Genomic DNA, 17,089 nt, shown 5'->3' on the forward strand with positions numbered 1-17,089 from the left:
CCCGCCGCAGCTCCTCACCCGGGGCTGCTCCGATGAGGGGCATCGTCCTCGCGGGTGGTTCGGGGTCGCGGTTGTGGCCGATCACCAAGGGCATCTCGAAGCAGCTGATGCCGATCTACGACAAGCCGATGATCTACTACCCGCTGTCGACGCTGATGATGGCCGGGATCGACGAGGTCCTCGTGATCACGACCCCCGAGTACAACGACCAGTTCCGCGCCCTGCTGGGCGACGGGTCGAGCCTGGGCATGCGGATCGAGTACGCCGTGCAGCCCTCCCCCGACGGGCTCGCGCAGGCGTTCCTGATCGGCGAGGAGTTCATCGGCGACGAGTCGGTCGCCCTGGTCCTGGGCGACAACATCTTCCACGGCACCGCCCTGGGCACCGCCCTCGCGGCGAACACCACGATCGAGGGCGCCGTCATCTTCGCCTACCAGGTCGCCGACCCGCGCGCCTACGGGGTCGTCGAGTTCGACGAGCACTTCCGAGCCGTCTCCATCGAGGAGAAGCCCGAGCAGCCGCGCAGCAACTACGCCGTGCCCGGCCTCTACTTCTACGACAACGACGTCGTGGCGATCGCGAAGACGATCACGCCCTCGGCCCGCGGCGAGCTCGAGATCTCGACGATCAACGAGCGCTACCTCGAGGCGGGGCGGCTGAACGTCCAGGTGCTCGACCGGGGAACGGCCTGGCTCGACACCGGGACCTTCGATTCCATGATCGAGGCGACCGAGTTCGTGCGCGTGATCGAGCAGAGGCAGGGGTTCAAGATCGGCTGCATCGAGGAGATCGCCTGGCGCAACTCCTGGATCGACGACACCCGCCTCGCCGAGCTCGCCGCACCGCTGGTCAAGAGCGGCTACGGCGCCTACCTCCACCGCCTGCTCAGCCTCGAAGGCGTGAACGCGGGCCGCTGAGCCCGGCCTCCCCCGACCTTCCCGACCTCCAGGAGAACCCGTGCGGATCCTCGTCACCGGCGGTCCCGGCTTCATCGGCAGCAACTTCGTCCACCTGACGCTGCGCGAGCGTCCCGACGCGCGGATCACCGTGCTCGACAAGCTCACCTATGCGGGCAGCCGCGACTCCCTCGCCCCCGTCGCCGACCGCGTGCGGCTGGTCGAGGGCGACGTCGCAGACGCCGAGCTGGTGGACCGGCTGGTCGCCGATGCGGATCTGGTGGTCCACTTCGCCGCGGAGTCGCACAACGACAACTCGCTGCACGACCCGACGCCCTTCCTCGCGACGAACGTCATCGGCACCTTCGCGCTCCTGCAGGCGGTGCGCGCGCACGACGTGCGGTACCACCACATCTCGACGGACGAGGTGTACGGCGACCTCGAGCTCGAGGACCCCGCGCGCTTCACCGAGCACACCCCCTACAACCCCTCCAGCCCCTACTCCTCGACCAAGGCAGCCAGCGACCTCCTCGTGCGCGCCTGGGTGCGCTCCTTCGGCGTGCGCGCCACGATCTCCAACTGCTCCAACAACTACGGCCCCTACCAGCACGTCGAGAAGTTCATCCCCCGCCAGATCACCAACGCCATCGACGGCATTCGCCCCAAGCTCTACGGCACCGGCGCCAACGTCCGCGACTGGATCCACGTCGACGACCACAACACCGGCGTCTGGGCCATCATCGACCGCGGCGAGATCGGCGAGACCTACCTCATCGGCGCCGACGGCGAGAAGAGCAACCTCGACGTCGTCACCCGCATCCTCACCGCCTTCGGACAACCCGAGGACGCCTTCGACCACGTCACCGACCGCGCCGGACACGACCTCCGCTACGCCATCGACTCCACCCGCCTGCGCACCGAACTCGACTGGCGCCCCCGCTACACCGACTTCGACGCCGGACTCGCCGCCACCATCGACTGGTACCGCGCCAACGAGGACTGGTGGCGCCCCGCGAAGGCCGCCACCGAGGAGAAGTACTCCGCTCAGGCCTGAGGCGGCCCGCCGGCGGGGATCAGTGCGGACCGACTCCGGTCGACACCCGGCCGGAGGGCCGCGGAGAGTCGCACGGGCCGGGCGTCCGCTTCGCGCGGGACCGACCGGACAGGACGATGCGGAGCAGCTGCAGTGGCTCGAGGAGGTAGCGGGCCGCGAGCCGGCGCGGATCGCGCGCCAGGCGGAACAGCCACTCCACGCCCAGGGCGCCCATCCACCGCGGGGCGAGCGACCGCGTGCCTGCGATGTAGTCGAGGCAGCCTCCCCACGATCGCGAACGCCGCCCGCGGGGCGAGGTCCCGGTTCTCCAGGATCCAGCGCTCCTGGCGGGGCATGCCCATCCCGACCAGGACGAGATCGGCACGGGCGAGCGACTCGGCGAGCGGCCGCTCCTCGCCGATGCCGTGCCACTGCTGGTCGAATCCGTCGTACGCGAGCCAGGTCATCCGGGACGTGCGGGCGGCGACCGCCTCCGCCGCTTTGGCCGAGGACTCCGGCGTGCCGCCCACGGCGACCACCACCAGAGGCTCGTCGTTCTCGATCGGCGGGAACAGCCAGTCGGTGCTGTGTAGAAGGCTTCGCCGACGTCCGTCCAGGAGCCCGCGCCGCCCGCGGTGAGAGAGAGGCTCTGATCGCTGGGCCAGCCGACCTCCCCGACCGAGCAGTGCACCCCGTACCGCCGGCACCACTGCCCGAAGGTCGTCACCGCCGCCACGAAGACATGCTCGTCGGTGCCGCCCTGCTTGTCCGAGCGCAGGGTCGTGCCCGTGCCGCCGGGGTAGAAGTGCTGCGAGTACACGGTCCGGTCCAGCGGGTCCTGGATCCACGGCCCGTCGGGTGCGATCGCGGCGACCGTGCCCGTCGTCGCCTCCCGCATCCCCTCGACCCAGATCGTGTGCCGATCGCCGGTTCCCCGGACGGCCGACACCACGGCCTGCGTGTAGGCCTTGTAGGTCTCGACGGGGACCAGCGACCGCTTCACCTCGTTGAAGAGGTCGTAGGCGGCGATGCGTCCGTCGTTCTGGAACTCCGCCGCGAGCAGGGTCCAGACCCTCTGCGCCTGGGATACCGAGAGCCCGGATCCGAACCAGACGGTCCCCTCGGGCAGATCGCCCTGGCTCGCCGGATAAGTGCCGTTGTTGTGCAGGTCGAGCACGACCCGCATGCCGGCGGCGCCGATGGCGGCGATCTCGGTCCGGAGCAGCGCGACCGCCGCCGGATCGAGCCCCTTCGCCAGAGCGTCGTCGGTGCTCTCCCCGTCGGCCTGCGGCTGCAGGAGCGACCAGGGCACCGCGAGCCGGACCAGGGTGAGCCCGCGGTCCGCCAGGAACTCGTAGCTCTCGGCCGGATTCCCGGCGGTGCAGTCGACTCCGACGTCGACGCGCGACTGCAGATCGAACACGTTGACGCCGCGGAGGTAGGACCGGCCGCCCAGGTAGTCGTCGACCGAGCCGATGGCAGGCGCGGGCGACGCGGAAACGGACGACGGCGCGCAGGCCACGGGAGCAGTTCCGTCGCTCCGCTCGAGGAGCCGCACGGCGACTACGACGAGGGCCGCGACCACCACGACGGCCAGGACGATCAGCAGCGGGCGGCGGAGCCGACGGCGCGGCCGATCGCGTGCAGCGGCGATGCGAGCCTCCCGAGCCTGCCTGCCCGGTGCGGCCACCGGATCGCCGCTGAGGCTAGCAGAGCTCCGCGACGCCTCAGCGCACCGCCACCGTCGCGCGGTCGCGGCCGGTGAGGTCGCGCTGCGTGGTCGCTCCGCGCCAGCCGTCGGCAGTGCGCAGGGCGCGGATATCGGCGCCCTGCAGCCCGCCCTGCTCCATCACCAGCACTCCCCCGGAGCGGAGCAGGCGGAGGGCGGTCGCCGAGAGCGAGCGGACGACGTCCAGGCCGTCCTCGCCGCCGTAGAGCGCCGAGGGCGGGTCGAACAGGCGCACCTCCGGGTCGCGCGGGACGGCGGCGGCCGGGATGTAGGGCGGGTTGGAGACGACGACGGAGACGGTGCCGTCCAGCTCGGGAAGTGCCCGGGCGAGGTCGTCGAAGACGATGCGGGCGTTCTCGAGCCCGAGCCGCTCGCGGTTGCCGCGGGCCCAGATGAACGCCTCGGGAGCGTTCTCCACGCCGATCACGCGCGCGTGCGGCACCTCGTGCGCGAGCGCGAGCGCCAGGGCTCCGCTGCCCGTGCCGAGGTCGACGGCGATCGGCTCCGGATCGACGACCGCTCGGAGCGCGTCGATCGCGATCTGCGCGACGCCCTCGGTCTCGGGTCGCGGGACGAACACGCCGGGTCCGACCGCGAGCTCGAGCGAGCGGAACGGCGCGATCCCGGTGATGTGCTGCAGGGGCTCGCGAGCCGACCGGCGCTCGATAGCGCTCGCGAACGCCGCGGCGTGCTCCTCGTCGACGCTCAACCCCGTGATGAGGCGCGCCTGCAGCCGGCCGCGGCCGAGCCCGAGCAGGTGCCCGAGAAGCAGCTCCGCATCGACGTCCGGCGTGGGGACGCGGGCGGCGGCGAGGCGGGCGACCGCATCCGCGAGGAGGGTGCGCGCGTCGACGCCGGTGGTCACGAGGGTCACGCCTCCTCGGAGCCGATGTCGGCCAGGCGGGCCTCCTCGTCGGCCTGGATGGCGCTCTCCACCACCGGGTCGAGCGCGCCGTTCATCACGCCGTCGAGGTTGTACGCCTTGTAGCCGGTGCGGTGGTCGGCGATGCGGTTCTCGGGGAAGTTGTAGGTCCGGATGCGCTCGGAGCGGTCCATCGTGCGGATCTGCGTCTTGCGCGCGTCCGAGGCCGCCGCGGCGATCTCCTCCTGCTGGCGGGCCAGGATGCGAGCGCGGAGCACGCGCATGCCCGCCTCGCGGTTCTGCAGCTGGCTCTTCTCGTTCTGCATCGACACGACGATGCCGGTCGGGAGGTGGGTGATCCGCACGGCGGAGTCGGTCGTGTTGACGGACTGCCCGCCGGGACCGGAGGAGCGGTAGACGTCGATCTTCAGGTCGTTCTGATTGATCGCGACCTCCTCGGGCGCGTCCACCTCGGGGAACACGAGCACGCCCGTGGTCGAGGTGTGGATCCGCCCCTGCGACTCGGTCACGGGGACGCGCTGCACCCGGTGCACGCCGCCCTCGTACTTGAGGTGCGCCCACACGCCCTGCGAGGGATCGGTGGCGTTGCTCTTGATCGCGACCTGCACGTTCTTGTAGCCGCCGAGGTCGGACTCGTCGCGGTCGAGGATCTCCGTCTTCCAGCCCTTCGCCTCGGCGTAGTGGAGGTACATCCGGAGGAGGTCGGCCGCGAACAGCGCGCTCTCGGCTCCGCCCTCGCCGCCCTTGATCTCCATGATGACGTCGCGGCCGTCGTCGGGGTCGCGCGGGATGAGCAGGCGCCGCAGCTTCTCCTGCGCCACCCGCAGCGACTCCTCCAGCTCGGGGACCTCCTCCGCGAAGGCCTCGTCCTCGCGGGCGAGCTCGCGCGCGGCCTCGAGGTCCTCGCCGGCCTGGATCCAGGCGGAGTGGGCCGCCTTGATCTGGCTCAGCTCCGCGTAGCGCCGGTTGACCTTCTTGGCGCGGGCGGCATCGGCGTGGAGTGCCGGGTCGGAGAGCTGCGTCTGCAGGTCCTCGTGCTCGGCGAGGAGGACGCTGACGGATTCGAACATGGGGTCCTGGCTTCCGGAGGTGGTCGGGGTCGGGCTCATCGCCCGGGGACGCGAAAACGTCCGCGGCCGCCCCCGGTGACAGGGGCGACCGCGGACGTCGGGGCGCTAGTGGTGGCCGTTGCCGTGGCCGGCGGTGGCCGGGCCGACGGCCGACTTCGAGACCTGCATGAGGAACTCGACGTTGGACGAGGTCTCCTTCAGGCGCGACAGGATGATCTCGAGCGCCTGCTGCTGGTCGAGCCCGGCGAGGGCGCGGCGCAGCTTCCAGGTGATCTTGACCTCGTCGGCGCTGAGCAGCATCTCCTCGCGGCGCGTGCCGGAGGCGTTCACGTCGACGGCGGGGAAGATCCGCTTGTCGGCGAGGTGACGGGAGAGGCGGAGCTCCATGTTGCCGGTGCCCTTGAACTCCTCGAAGATCACCTCGTCCATCTTCGAGCCGGTCTCGATGAGCGCCGTCGCGAGGATGGTGAGCGAGCCGCCGTTCTCGATGTTGCGCGCCGCTCCGAAGAACTTCTTCGGCGGGTACAGCGCCGAGGCGTCCACGCCGCCCGAGAGCACGCGGCCCGAGGGAGGAGCGGTCACGTTGTAGGCGCGGCCGAGACGGGTGATGGAGTCGAGCAGCACGACCACGTCGTGGCCCAGCTCGACCAGGCGCTTCGCGCGCTCGATCGCGAGCTCGGCAACGGTCGTGTGGTCCTCGGCCGGGCGGTCGAAGGTGGAGGCGACGACCTCGCCGCGCACGGTGCGCTGCATGTCGGTGACCTCCTCCGGACGCTCGTCGACCAGGACGACCATCAGGTGGACCTCGGGGTTGTTCTGCACGATCGCGTTGGCGATCTGCTGCAGGACGATGGTCTTGCCGGCCTTGGGCGGCGCGACGATCAGGCCGCGCTGTCCCTTGCCGATCGGGGCGACCAGGTCGATGATCCGCTGGGTCAGCTTGCCGGGCTCCGTCTCGAGGCGCAGGCGCTCGGTCGGGTAGAGCGGCGTGAGCTTCTGGAACTCGACGCGCGCAGCGGCCTCCTCGACGGTCTGGCCGTTGATCGAGTCGACGCGGACGATCGCGTTGTACTTCTGGCGGCCGCCGCCCTCGCCCTCGCGGGGCTGGCGGATGGCGCCGACGACCGCGTCGCCCTTGCGCAGGTTGTACTTCTTGACCTGGCCGAGGGAGACGTAGACGTCGCTGACGCCGGGCAGGTACCCGGTGGTGCGCACGAAGGCGTAGTTGTCGAGGACGTCGAGGATGCCGGCGACCGGGATGAGGACGTCGTCCTCGCCGATCTCGGGCTCGAAGTCGTCGCCGATCGCTCCGCCGCGGCGCTTGCGGTCGCGGTAGCGGCTGCGGCGGCCGTCCTCGCCCTCGGCCTGCTGGCCGTTCTGGGGCTGTCCGGAGCCGTTCTGCTGAGGAGCCTGCTGGCCCTCGGACTCCGCGGCGCGCGCGCCCTGACCGTTCTGCGGCTGGGACTGCGAGGCGGGGCTCTGCTGAGCGTCGTTCTGGCGGTCGTCCCCTCGGTTGCGGTTCCGGTTGCTGCGCTTGAGACCGCGGCCGGTGCCCTGCTGGTCGCCGTTCTGCTGCTGGTCGCCGCCCTGCTGCTCCTGCTGGTCGCCGGAGTCGGAGGAGTCGGCGTCGTTCTCGGCGGGCGCCTGCTCGGCCTGCTCGCTCTGCTCGGAGGCGCCCCCGCGGCTGCGGCGGCGTCCGCGGCGCTCGCGCTGGCCGCCCTCGCGGGAGGAGTCGTCCGACTCCGGCCCGTTGGGCAGCTCGATGTCGATGACGGGCTTCGCAGCCTGGTCGGCGTCGCGGTCCTGCTCGATGACGGGGAGGTCGGGGATCAGCGACTCGACGCCGGTCCCGCCGGGGATGTTGAGGTGCTCGCCGGCGGCGACGGTGCCGCTGGAGGCGCGGCGCGAGCTGCGTCGGCGGGGCGCGCGCTCGGCGGGCTCGGCGACCGGCTCGGCCGCCGCGGGGAGCTCGAGCTCGACGGGGGCCGACTCGGCGGCCGTCGCGGAGGGCTCGTCGACGGTGGGCGCGGCCTGCTCGAGGACGTCGGCCGTGTCGGCCTCGGTGCTCTCGACGGGCGTCGGCAGCTCCGCCGGCGCCTCGGGCTGCGGAGCGGACTGCTCGGCCACATCGGCCGGCTCGGCCTCGACGCCGGTTGCGTCGACGTCCGGGGCGACCGCTGCGTCGTCCGGACCGACCGCGTCGGCGATCGCGGCGGGCGCGTCCTCGGCGGAGGCGGCGCGCAGGTCCGAGATGGCCTGGACCAGCTCGCCCTTGCGGAGCTTGGAGGCGCCGCCGAGGCCGAGCCGCGTCGCGAGAGCCTGGAGCTCGGCGACGCGCAGACCGGAGAGGTCGGCGGTGAGGTCCACGGTCGAGCCGTGGGTGTTGACGTCTGTCACTGGAGAGGGTTCCTTCCCCCCGGGAACGAGTGCTCACCGGGAGAGCTCATCGACCGTGCGGTGCCATCGCGTGTTCTGATCCACGCGATGCTCTCGGCCGCCGGGACCGACTGCCGCAGAGAGCGAGGAGAGGGCCCGGAGACCAGGCGCCGGTCTGCAAGAGGAGCAGGGGCGCCCTTCACACGATGTGATGGCCGTGGTTGTCGGGACGATCCGTCGGACAGATTCCGCTCGTTACGCGGTTCCTCGGGATGCAGTCCCCACTGTAGCACCCTTGAAGTCGCCGGCCAGCATGTGCGCGCGCCACGGCGTGGGGGCCTCCCGCTCCACCAGATCCGCGGCGGCGAGGCGCTGTGCGGGGTCGCTGCAGAGCACCAGGACGCTCGGTCCGGCACCCGAGACGACGGCCGCGTAGCCGTGCGAGCGCAGCAGCGCGATCAGCGCTGAGGTCTCGGGCATGGCGGCCGCGCGGTAGTTCTGGTGCAGCTTGTCCTCGGTCGCCGCGAACAGCAGCTCCGGGCTCTGGATGAGAGCGGCGATCAGGAGCGAGGAGCGCGAGACGTTGAACACCGCGTCCTCGTGCGGCACGCTCTGCGGCTGCAGCGAGCGTGCCAGCCGCGTCGACATGGTGTGCTCGGGCACGAAGACGACCGGGGACACGCCGCGGTGGACCATGAGCTTCTTGGAGCGCGGGCGCAGCGGCGAGTCGTCGGCGCCGGAGGCGTGCGGCTCGACCCATGCGATGGTGAGGCCGCCGAACAGCGCGGGCGCCACGTTGTCGGGGTGCCCCTCCATCTCGGTGGCGATGCGGAGGAGGTCGTCCGAGTCGAGCTCGACGACGCCCTCGAGCAGGCCCTTCGCGGCCATGATGCCGGAGACGATCGCGGCGCCGGACGAGCCCATCCCGCGGCCGTGCGGGATGATGTTGCGCGCGATCACCTCGATGCCGGGCATCTCCTGCCGCTGGTCGGCGAACGTGTACGCGATGGCCTGCACGACGAGGTTCGTCTCGTCGGTCGCCACCTCTCCCTCGCCGACCCCGTGCACGGTGACCCGCGCACCCGTGGCCGCGACGGCCGTCACGTCGAGCTCGTCGTAGAACGAGAGCGCCAGGCCGAGCGTGTCGAAGCCGGGGCCCAGGTTCGCCGAGGTGGCGGGGACCTTGACGTGGACGGTGCGGCCGACGGGAACCGCCGAGGTCATGCGCCGGCCAGCCCCAGCACATCCGCGATCGCGGCGGTGTCGACCGGGACGACGGTCGGCGTGATGTCCGCGCCGTCGGCCGTGCGGAGCGCCCACTGCGGGTCCTTGAGCCCGTGGCCGGTGACCGTCAGGACGACGGTCGCGTCCCTCGGGATCGCTCCGGCCTCGGCGCGCTCGAGGAGCCCCGCGACGCTGATCGCCGACGCCGGCTCGACGAAGACGCCGACCTCGCCCGCGAGGATGCGGTACGCCTCGAGGATCTTCTCGTCGCTGATCGCGCCGAAGTAGCCGTCGCTGACGGTGCGCGCGTTCAGGGCGAGCTCCCACGAGGCCGGGTTGCCGATCCGGATCGCGCTGGCGATCGTCTCGGGGTGGCGGACCGGGGCGCCGTGCACGATCGGAGCGGAGCCCTCGGCCTGGAAGCCGAACATGCGCGGGAGGCGGGTCGACTCGCCGCGCTCCAGCTCCTCCGAGTAGCCGCGGAAGTAGGCGGTGTAGTTGCCCGCGTTGCCGACCGGGACGATGTGGAAGTCCGGCGCGTCGCCCAGCACCTCGACGACCTCGAAGGCCGCGGTCTTCTGGCCGGCGATGCGGTCCGGGTTCACCGAGTTGACCAGGTGGACCGGGTAGTTCTTCGCGAGGTCGCGGGCGATGTCGAGGCAGTCGTCGAAGTTGCCCTGCACCTGCAGCAGCTGCGCGTTGTGCGCGATCGCCTGGCTGAGCTTGCCCAGGGCGATCTTGCCCTCCGGCACCAGGACGGCCGCGGTGATGCCGGCGTGCGTCGCGTAGGCGGCGGCCGACGCGGAGGTGTTGCCGGTCGAAGCGCAGATGACGGCCTTCGCGCCGTGCTCGACGGCCTTCGAGATCGCCATGGTCATGCCGCGGTCCTTGAAGGAGCCGGTCGGGTTCATGCCCTCGTACTTGACCCACACCTTCGCGCCCGTGCGCGCCGAGAGGGCCGCCGCGGGGATGAGCGGCGTGCCGCCCTCGCCGAGAGTGATGACCGGGGTTGCCTCGGTGACATCGAGGCGGTCCGCGTACTCGTGCAGGACTCCGCGCCACTGCTTGGCCATCTCAGGCTCCTTCAACTCGTAGAACGGACGTCACGGCGCCGACGAAACCATGGGAATGGAGGGCGGTGACGGTGGCCGCCAGATCGGATTCCGCCGCGGCGTGCGTGCCGATGACCAGGGTAGCGGTCGGCTCGCGCCGCTCCGCACCGCCCTGCTCCTCCAGCGGGTCGGCGCCGGGCGGGGTCTGCACCAGGGTCTCGACCGAGACGCCGTGGTCGGCGAAGACGCCCGCGATCTGCGCGAGCACGCCGGGGCGGTCGAGCACCTCGAGGGTGACCTGGTACCGGGTGGTGACGTGGCCGATCGGGAGGACCGCGAGCCCGGAGCTCGCGCTGGTCACCAGGCCGGGGCCGCCGACCACGTGGCGGCGGGCGGCCGACACGACGTCGCCGAGGACGGCGGAGGCCGTCTCGATCCCGCCGGCGCCGGCGCCGTAGAACATCAGGTCGCCGGCCGCCTCCGCCTCGACGAAGACCGCGTTGTTGGCCCCGTGCACGGCCGCGAGCGGGTGGGAGCGGTGCACGAGCGCGGGGTAGACCCGCGCGGACACGCCCTCCACGCCGGTCTTGGCGTCGGTCAGCCGCTCGCAGATCGCGAGCAGCTTGATCACGTAGCCGGAGTCGCGGGCCTGGTCGACCTGCGCCTTCGTGATGCCGGTGATGCCCTCGCGGTGCACCAGGGTGACCGGGACGTCGGTGTGGAACGCGAGGCGGGCGAGGATCGCCGCCTTCTGCGCCGCGTCGTAGCCCTCGATGTCGGCGGTCGGGTCGGACTCGGCGTAGCCGAGCTCGGTCGCGCGGGCGAGCGCGTCCTCGAGGCTCGCGTGCTCGGTGTCCATCCGGTCGAGGATGTAGTTGGTCGTGCCGTTGACGATGCCGAGGATGCGGTGGACCCGGTCGCCGGCGAGGCTGTCGCGCAGCGGCCGGATGATCGGGATCGCGCCGGCGACGGCCGCCTCGTAGTTGAGCTGGGCGCCCACCTGGTCGGCGGCCTCGAAGAGCTCGTTGCCGTGGGCGGCGAGCAGCGCCTTGTTGGCCGTGATCACGTCCGCGCCCGACGAGATCGCCGTGAGGATGTGGCTGCGGGCGGGCTCGAGCCCGCCGATCAGCTCGACCACGATGTCGGCGCCCAGGATCAGCGACTCGGCGTCGGTGGTGAGCAGGTGCTTCGGGATGTCGGCGGTGCGGGGCGCGTCCACGTCCCTGACGGCCACGCCTACGAGCTCCAGCGGCGCCCCCACGCGCTGGGCGAGCTCGTCGCCGTGGTCGAGCAGGAGGCGCGCCACCTGGGCACCGACGGACCCGGCGCCCAGCAGGGCGACGCGGAGGCTGCGGTACTCGATCATCGGGAGGTGGCCTTTCGTTCGATGCCGGCGTCGCGGCGGAGGAGGTCCTCCTCGGTCTCGCCGCGCACGAGGACGCGCGAGCGCCCGTCGCGGACGGCGACCACCGGGGGGCGCCCGAGGTAGTTGTAGTTGCTGGCGAGCGACCAGCAGTAGGCGCCGGTCGCGGCGACGGCGAGCAGGTCGCCCGGCCGCACGTCCGCGGGCAGGAAGTCGTCGTGGACGACGATGTCGCCCGACTCGCAGTGCTTCCCGGCCACCCGCACGAGGGCGGGCTCGGCCGAGGAGGAGCGGTCGGCGATCCGCGCCGTGTAGTCGGCGCCGTAGAGCGCCGGACGGGCGTTGTCGCTCATGCCGCCGTCGACGCTGACGTAGCGGCGGACCGCGGTCGAGCCCTCGGAGCCGACCGTCACGTCCTTCACGGTGCCCACCTCGTAGAGGGTGACGCCGGCGGGCCCGATCAGCGAGCGGCCGGGCTCGATCGCGATGTGCGGCACCGGGACGCCGCGGGCGGAGCACTGCTCGGCGACCGCGTCGGCGACGGCGGCCGCGATCTCGGCGATCGGGGTCGGGTCGTCGGCACTGGTGTACGCGATGCCGAAGCCGCCGCCGAGGTTGAGCTCCGGCACGGGGCCGTCCGCGAGCAGTGCCGCGTGGACGTCGAGCAGGCGCGACGCCGACTCCGCGAACCCGGCGGAGCCGAAGATCTGGGATCCGATGTGGCAGTGCAGCCCGAGGAACCGCAGGGAGGAGAAGGAGCGGATGCGGGCGACCGCGGCCGGGCAGTCGGCGAGTGCGAGGCCGAACTTCTGGTCCTCGTGCGCCGTGGCGAGGAACTCGTGGGTGTGCGCGTGCACTCCGCTGTTGACCCGGAGGCGCACCGCCTGCACGCGGCCGTGCCGCTCGGCCGCGGCTGCGACGCGCTCGATCTCGACGAGGCTGTCGAGCACGATCGTGCCCGCGCCCACCTCGACGGCCCTGTCGATCTCGCGGAGCGACTTGTTGTTGCCGTGGAGGCCGAAGCGCTCGGGCTCGATCCCGGCGGCGAGGGCCACTGCCATCTCGCCGCCGCTGGAGAGGTCGAGGTTCAGGCCCTCGTCGCGCATCCAGCGGGCGACCTCGGTCGAGAGGAACGCCTTGCCCGCGTAGTAGACCGTGACGCCGGTGCCGATCCGGCCGAGCTCGCGGGCGAAGACCTCACGCATCTCGACGGCCCTGCGGCGGGCGTCGGCCTCGTCCACCACGTAGAGAGGAGTGCCGTGCTCGCGCACCAGCTCGGCGACGGGCACTCCGGCGATCCGGATCCCGCCGTCCTCGCCGCGCTCGGCGCTGTCCGGCCACACGCCGTCGGCCAGGGCGTTCGGGTCGGCGGGCGTGTGCAGCCACTCAGGCGCGAGCGGATGCCGGGGGGCGCGGGCGCGGGCGTCGACGGTGTCCACGGGTGAGACCTCACAGGAGAGAGTGGGAGCGTCACTGCGGGGCGAGCGGGTCCGGATTGACCCCTGAAGCCAGCGATGTCAGTGTTCGGCCCGCGGAAGACGCCGGCACAGGGCTCCGATCCTACCGGTCCGGGGCGGCGGCGCCGCGCGGGCTCAGGCGCACGTGCCCGGTTCCTGCTCCGCGGGGTCGCTGAGGAACGTCGGAGAGAGCGCGAAGCTTGCGTTCAGCGACTCGTCGGCGACCTCGACTCCGGTCAGCGTCAGTCCGCGCGGCACCGAGTCCGCGATGCACACGGAGGACGGAGCGAGCAGGTCGCCGGAGACGGCGCCGAAGCGGTCGCGGAAGTCGGTCGCCGAGAAGGTCGCACCGGCGGCGGAGACCTCGGCCGGGGTCAGCCGGATGGCGCCGTCCACGGCCGCGAGCTCCATCCCCACGCCCGCGCCGAGCCGGAGGCCCAGCACCTCGACGGAGGCGGTCACGCGCACGAGCGGAGCGTCCAGGGTCACCTCGTCGACGGGAACGGTGCTGCGCTCGGTGACGAGCCGCGAGACCGAGGCCGCGTCGATCGCGACCGTGGTGCTGCCGGCCTCGTCCGCTCCGACGCCGCTCAACGGCACCCCGACCCGGGTCGCAGCGAAGTCGCCGTCGAGCTCGCCGAACGTCACGTCCGAGCTGCGCAGGTCGAGCCGGTCCAGCCGCCCCGAGACGAGCTGCGGGAGCACGGCCCAGCCGGCGACGTCGACGTCCACCGCCCGGTCCGCGGGCAGTGCGAGCGCCTCGCGGAGGCTCGCGGCGGCGCGGTCCGCGACGGCGCGGCGGGCGAGCGAGTCGCCCACCACCGCCGCGACCACGAGCAGCACCAGCACCACGACGACCACCACGGCCGCGCGTCCCCCGCGCCGGCGCCGCGGCGCAGCCCCCGACGCGCTCACATCCGGTCCGGGGCCGTGACGCCCAGCAGGGAGAGCCCGTTGCGGAGCACCTGCCCGGTCGCCTCGTTCAGGCGCAGCCGGGTCGAGTGCACGGCCTCGACCGGGTCCTCGCCCTGCGGCACGACCCGGCAGTTGTCGTACCAGCGGTGGTAGAGGCCGGCGACCTCCTCGAGGTACCGCGCGACGCGGTGCGGCTCGCGCAGCTCCGCGGCGTGCGCCACGATGCGCGGGAACTCCTGCAGGCCGCCGAGCAGCGCCGACTCGGTCGGATGCACCAGCGTCTCGGGCGCGAACGGCTCGACGGGGACGCCCGACGCCGCGGCCTTCGCCGCGACCTGGCGGGTGCGCGCGTGGGCGTACTGCACGTCGTAGACGGGGTTGTCGTTGCTCCGCTTGGTCAGCAGGTCGAGGTCGATGTCGAGGGTCGAGTCGGCCGAGGAGCGCACCAGCGAATAGCGCGCGGCGTCCACGCCGACGGCCTCCGTGAGGTCCTCCATCGTGACGACGGTCCCCGCCCGCTTGGACATCCGGACCGCCTCGCCGTCGCGGAGCAGGTTGACCAGCTGGCCGATCAGGATCTCGAGGTTCACGCCCGGGGTGTCGCCGAACGCCGCGCACATCGCCATCATCCGGCCGATGTAGCCGTGGTGGTCGGCGCCGAGCATGATGATCGCCCGATCGAAGCCGCGCTCGCGCTTGTCGAGGTAGTAGGCGAGGTCGCCCGCGATGTAGGCCGCCTCCCCGTCGCTCTTGATGATGACGCGGTCGCGGTCGTCGCCGAACGAGGTGGTCCGCAGCCAGGTGGCGCCGTCCGCCTCGAAGATGTGCCCGAGCTCGCGGAGGCGCTCGATCGCGCGGTCGACGGCGCGCGACTCGTGCAGGGAGTTCTCGTGGAAGTACACGTCGAAGTCGACGCCGAACTCGTGCAGGCTCTGCTTGATCTCGCCGAACATCAGCTCGACGCCGATCGAGCGGAAGGTCTCGGCGAGCTCCTCCTCGGGCAGGACGGCGAGGTCGCCCGGGTAGGCGGCCGCGACGCGCTCGGCGATGTCGCCGATGTAGGCGCCGCCGTAGCCGTCCTCCGGGGTCGGCTCGCCGCGGTGGGCGGCGAGGAGGCTCCGCGTGAAGCGGTCGATCTGCGCGCCGTGGTCGTTGAAGTAGTACTCGCGGGTCACCTCGGCGCCCTGCGAGAGGAGCATCCGGGCCAGGCTGTCGCCGACCGCCGCCCAGCGCGTCCCGCCGATGTGGATGGGGCCGGTGGGGTTGGCGGAGACGAACTCGAGGTTCATCCGGACGCCGGCGTAGGCGGACCCGGTGCCGTAGGCCTCGCCCGCCTCGACGATCGCGCCGGCCAGGGCGCCCGCGGCCGCGGCCTCGAGCCGGACGTTGAGGAAGCCGGGACCGGCGACCTCGACCGTGGCGACGCCCTCGACCGCGCCCAGCCCCTCGGCCAGCTCGGCGGCGAGCTCGCGCGGGTTCGCGCCGACCCGCTTCGCGAGCTTCATCGCGATGTTCGAGGCCCAGTCGCCGTGGTCGCGGTTCTTCGGGCGCTCCAGCACGACGTCCGAGAGCTCGACGCCCGCATCGCTCCCCCGTCGCTGCACGGCGTCGAGGACGAGGGCGTGCAGGGAGGCGGCGACTTGTTCGGGAGTCACGGGGAGCGATTCTACCGGCCGCCGCGCCCGCGCCCCCCGTCCCTCCTGCACCGCGGTGCCGCTCGGCAGGGCGGCGTTGCTAGCGTGCGACGCATGCGCCGTCCCGCCGCCCTCCTCCTCGTCGCCCTCGCCACGGCGGCCCTCTCCGGCTGCTCCCCCGCGGCCGACCCGGAGCCGAGCGCGAGCGGCGCCGTCAGCGGCACGCCGATCCCCCTCGCCTGCGAGCAGCTGGTCCCGGCCTCGGCGCTCGCGGGCCTGTGGGGCGGATTCTCCCCGGACGACGGCATCGGGACCACTGCCGTCTCCGAGGAGATCGCCCAGTACGACGGCCTGGTCTGCGGATGGTCCGACGATTCGGGCGCCGAGCTGCAGCTGGCCGTGGCCCACCTCGACCCCGCGGTGATCGAGGCGCTCAAGAACGAGTTCTTCACCACCAGCAAGGCCGTCCCCACTTACGGCAAGCCGCCGGAGATCGAGGGCTACTACCAGGTGGCCGAGGGGCGGGGCGTCGCGGACGCCTTCGTCGGCGAGTACTGGATCGAGGCGTCCAGCGCCTCCTTCGTCGAGCCGGGCGACCCCGAGCCGCTCGTGCGGTCGGCGATCGGCGTCCTCGCCGACTGAGCCCCGGCGTCAGCCCAGGCGCACCGGCGAGACGTGGTCGTCGACGAGCGCCGCGTCGCAGTCGGCCTCCACACTCATCCCGGTCAGGCGCAGGTCCGTCAGGTAGCTGCTGAGGAACGCGGTGTCGGCCGTGTCCCGGCCGGACGAGATGCGCAGCATCGACCCGCGCGGAGCCAGCCGGGTCGCGTCCACGACGTGCCAGGCGCCGCCGACCCAGGCCTCCGTGACCGCGTGGAAGTCGCGCGGCTCGAGGCCCGGCGCGTAGACCGCCGTCACCCGGGCGGGGATGTCGAGGGCGCGGAGCAGCCCGGCGACTGTGTGCGCGAAGTCCCGGCACACGCCCTGGCCGCTCTCGATGACCTGCGCCGCTCCCCCGGTGCCGACCGTCGACCCGTAGACGTACGACAGGTGGCCGTGCACCCATTCCTCGACGGCCGTCAGCGCCTCGAAGCCCCGGGCCCGCCCGAACTCGCGCCGGGCGATCCCGCCGAGCACGTCCGCCTCGGCGTACCGGCTCGGCCGCAGGTACTCGACGAGCTCGAGCTCGCTCGGCTCGTCCGGAGCGCCGTGCCCGGCGACCCGCGCCCGGTACTCGACCCGCAGGTCGCCCTCGTTCCCCGCGACGCGGTGCACGCGGGCGCCGTGCCGCGCCGGGAACTCCCGCACCGGCACGTCCTGCCCGTCGAGCCGGACGGTGAAGGAGTCCTCGAACGAGTCGCCCGTGGGCGTCGCCGCCACCAGGAAGATCAGGTCGGTTGGGCCGTTCAGACGCAGATCCAGCGAGGCGGAGACGGTGCGCAGCATGGCTCCATCGT

Annotated in this window: 15 protein-coding genes and 1 pseudogene; 3 read left to right on the plus strand and 13 right to left on the minus strand. The window is 72.5% G+C overall.

Annotation, left to right across the window (positions count from 1 at the left end; genetic code table 11):
- Positions 1-32 precede the first annotated feature (32 nt).
- Together rfbA and rfbB are read left to right on the plus strand one after the other, a co-directional pair.
- Positions 33-917 (plus strand): glucose-1-phosphate thymidylyltransferase RfbA, encoded by an 885-nt coding sequence (gene rfbA / locus C5C33_RS00255; RefSeq protein WP_104232713.1) that lies wholly within the window; start codon positions 33-35, stop codon positions 915-917.
- Positions 918-957: 40 nt separating this feature from the next.
- Entirely contained in the window at positions 958-1,950 is a 993-nt protein-coding gene (rfbB, locus tag C5C33_RS00260; RefSeq protein WP_104260112.1) for a dTDP-glucose 4,6-dehydratase, read from the plus strand.
- A gap of 19 nt (positions 1,951-1,969) precedes the next feature.
- On the opposite strand, the gene C5C33_RS19165 is transcribed toward rfbB, so the two are convergent.
- The 12 genes and pseudogenes from C5C33_RS19165 to argS form a co-directional block, all read right to left on the minus strand.
- Positions 1,970-2,314, minus strand: coding sequence for a WecB/TagA/CpsF family glycosyltransferase (locus C5C33_RS19165; protein ID WP_219814925.1), 345 nt, complete (start codon positions 2,312-2,314; stop codon positions 1,970-1,972).
- Positions 2,271-2,471: pseudogene (locus C5C33_RS19170) on the minus strand (WecB/TagA/CpsF family glycosyltransferase); the annotation flags it as partial. The pseudogene C5C33_RS19170 and the gene C5C33_RS19165, both read right to left, overlap by 44 nt.
- Positions 2,393-3,619: a glycoside hydrolase family 5 protein gene (locus tag C5C33_RS00270; RefSeq protein ID WP_181136162.1), complete on the minus strand. Its 1,227-nt coding sequence runs from the start codon at positions 3,617-3,619 to the stop codon at positions 2,393-2,395. The pseudogene C5C33_RS19170 and the gene C5C33_RS00270, both read right to left, overlap by 79 nt.
- 37 nt (positions 3,620-3,656) lie before the next feature.
- A complete protein-coding gene (gene prmC, locus C5C33_RS00275; protein ID WP_104260114.1) occupies positions 3,657-4,532 on the minus strand; it encodes a peptide chain release factor N(5)-glutamine methyltransferase in 876 nt (291 codons plus the stop codon).
- Positions 4,529-5,611, minus strand: coding sequence for a peptide chain release factor 1 (gene prfA, locus C5C33_RS00280; protein ID WP_104232724.1), 1,083 nt, complete (start codon positions 5,609-5,611; stop codon positions 4,529-4,531). Before prfA ends, prmC begins: the two co-directional genes overlap by 4 nt.
- A gap of 105 nt (positions 5,612-5,716) precedes the next feature.
- Positions 5,717-8,008 (minus strand): transcription termination factor Rho, encoded by a 2,292-nt coding sequence (gene rho, locus C5C33_RS00285; RefSeq protein ID WP_104260115.1) that lies wholly within the window; start codon positions 8,006-8,008, stop codon positions 5,717-5,719.
- Between the two features lie 234 nt (positions 8,009-8,242).
- Positions 8,243-9,211 (minus strand): homoserine kinase, encoded by a 969-nt coding sequence (gene thrB, locus C5C33_RS00290; protein ID WP_104260116.1) that lies wholly within the window; start codon positions 9,209-9,211, stop codon positions 8,243-8,245.
- Positions 9,208-10,284, minus strand: a complete 1,077-nt coding sequence (gene thrC / locus C5C33_RS00295; protein WP_104260117.1) for a threonine synthase — start codon at positions 10,282-10,284, stop codon at positions 9,208-9,210. Before thrC ends, thrB begins: the two co-directional genes overlap by 4 nt.
- A 1-nt stretch (position 10,285) precedes the next feature.
- Positions 10,286-11,629, minus strand: a complete 1,344-nt coding sequence (locus C5C33_RS00300; RefSeq protein ID WP_104223002.1) for a homoserine dehydrogenase — start codon at positions 11,627-11,629, stop codon at positions 10,286-10,288.
- A complete protein-coding gene (lysA, locus tag C5C33_RS00305; RefSeq protein ID WP_104225560.1) occupies positions 11,626-13,065 on the minus strand; it encodes a diaminopimelate decarboxylase in 1,440 nt (479 codons plus the stop codon). The genes C5C33_RS00300 and lysA overlap by 4 nt, the downstream gene beginning before the upstream one ends.
- Positions 13,066-13,218: 153 nt before the next feature.
- Positions 13,219-13,947, minus strand: a complete 729-nt coding sequence (locus C5C33_RS00310) for an LmeA family phospholipid-binding protein (protein WP_104260118.1) — start codon at positions 13,945-13,947, stop codon at positions 13,219-13,221.
- Between the two features lie 47 nt (positions 13,948-13,994).
- Complete coding sequence (argS, locus tag C5C33_RS00315; protein ID WP_104260119.1) at positions 13,995-15,653, minus strand: arginine--tRNA ligase; 1,659 nt, start codon at positions 15,651-15,653, stop codon at positions 13,995-13,997.
- 93 nt (positions 15,654-15,746) lie between these two features.
- Between argS and C5C33_RS00320 the strand changes: the two genes are divergently transcribed.
- A complete protein-coding gene (locus C5C33_RS00320; protein WP_104260120.1) occupies positions 15,747-16,274 on the plus strand; it encodes a hypothetical protein in 528 nt (175 codons plus the stop codon).
- A 9-nt stretch (positions 16,275-16,283) separates the two neighbouring features.
- Here the strand turns inward: C5C33_RS00320 and C5C33_RS00325 are convergent, their stop codons facing one another.
- Entirely contained in the window at positions 16,284-17,078 is a 795-nt protein-coding gene (locus C5C33_RS00325) for a transglutaminase family protein (protein WP_104232730.1), read from the minus strand.
- Positions 17,079-17,089: the final 11 nt, after the last annotated feature.

Source organism: Rathayibacter sp. AY1H3 (genome assembly GCF_002932015.1).

Excerpts from the sequence above, each read along its gene's own strand:
- C5C33_RS00300 (WP_104223002.1), bottom strand. The coding sequence starts at position 11,629 with ATGATCGAGTACCGCAGCCTCCGCGTCGCCCTGCTGGGCGCCGGGTCC.
- C5C33_RS00320 (WP_104260120.1), top strand. The coding sequence starts at position 15,747 with ATGCGCCGTCCCGCCGCCCTCCTCCTCGTCGCCCTCGCCACGGCGGCC.
- C5C33_RS00325 (WP_104232730.1), bottom strand. The coding sequence starts at position 17,078 with ATGCTGCGCACCGTCTCCGCCTCGCTGGATCTGCGTCTGAACGGCCCA.
- prfA (WP_104232724.1), bottom strand. The coding sequence starts at position 5,611 with ATGTTCGAATCCGTCAGCGTCCTCCTCGCCGAGCACGAGGACCTGCAG.
- rfbA (WP_104232713.1), top strand. The coding sequence starts at position 33 with ATGAGGGGCATCGTCCTCGCGGGTGGTTCGGGGTCGCGGTTGTGGCCG.
- thrB (WP_104260116.1), bottom strand. The coding sequence starts at position 9,211 with ATGACCTCGGCGGTTCCCGTCGGCCGCACCGTCCACGTCAAGGTCCCC.
- thrC (WP_104260117.1), bottom strand. The coding sequence starts at position 10,284 with ATGGCCAAGCAGTGGCGCGGAGTCCTGCACGAGTACGCGGACCGCCTC.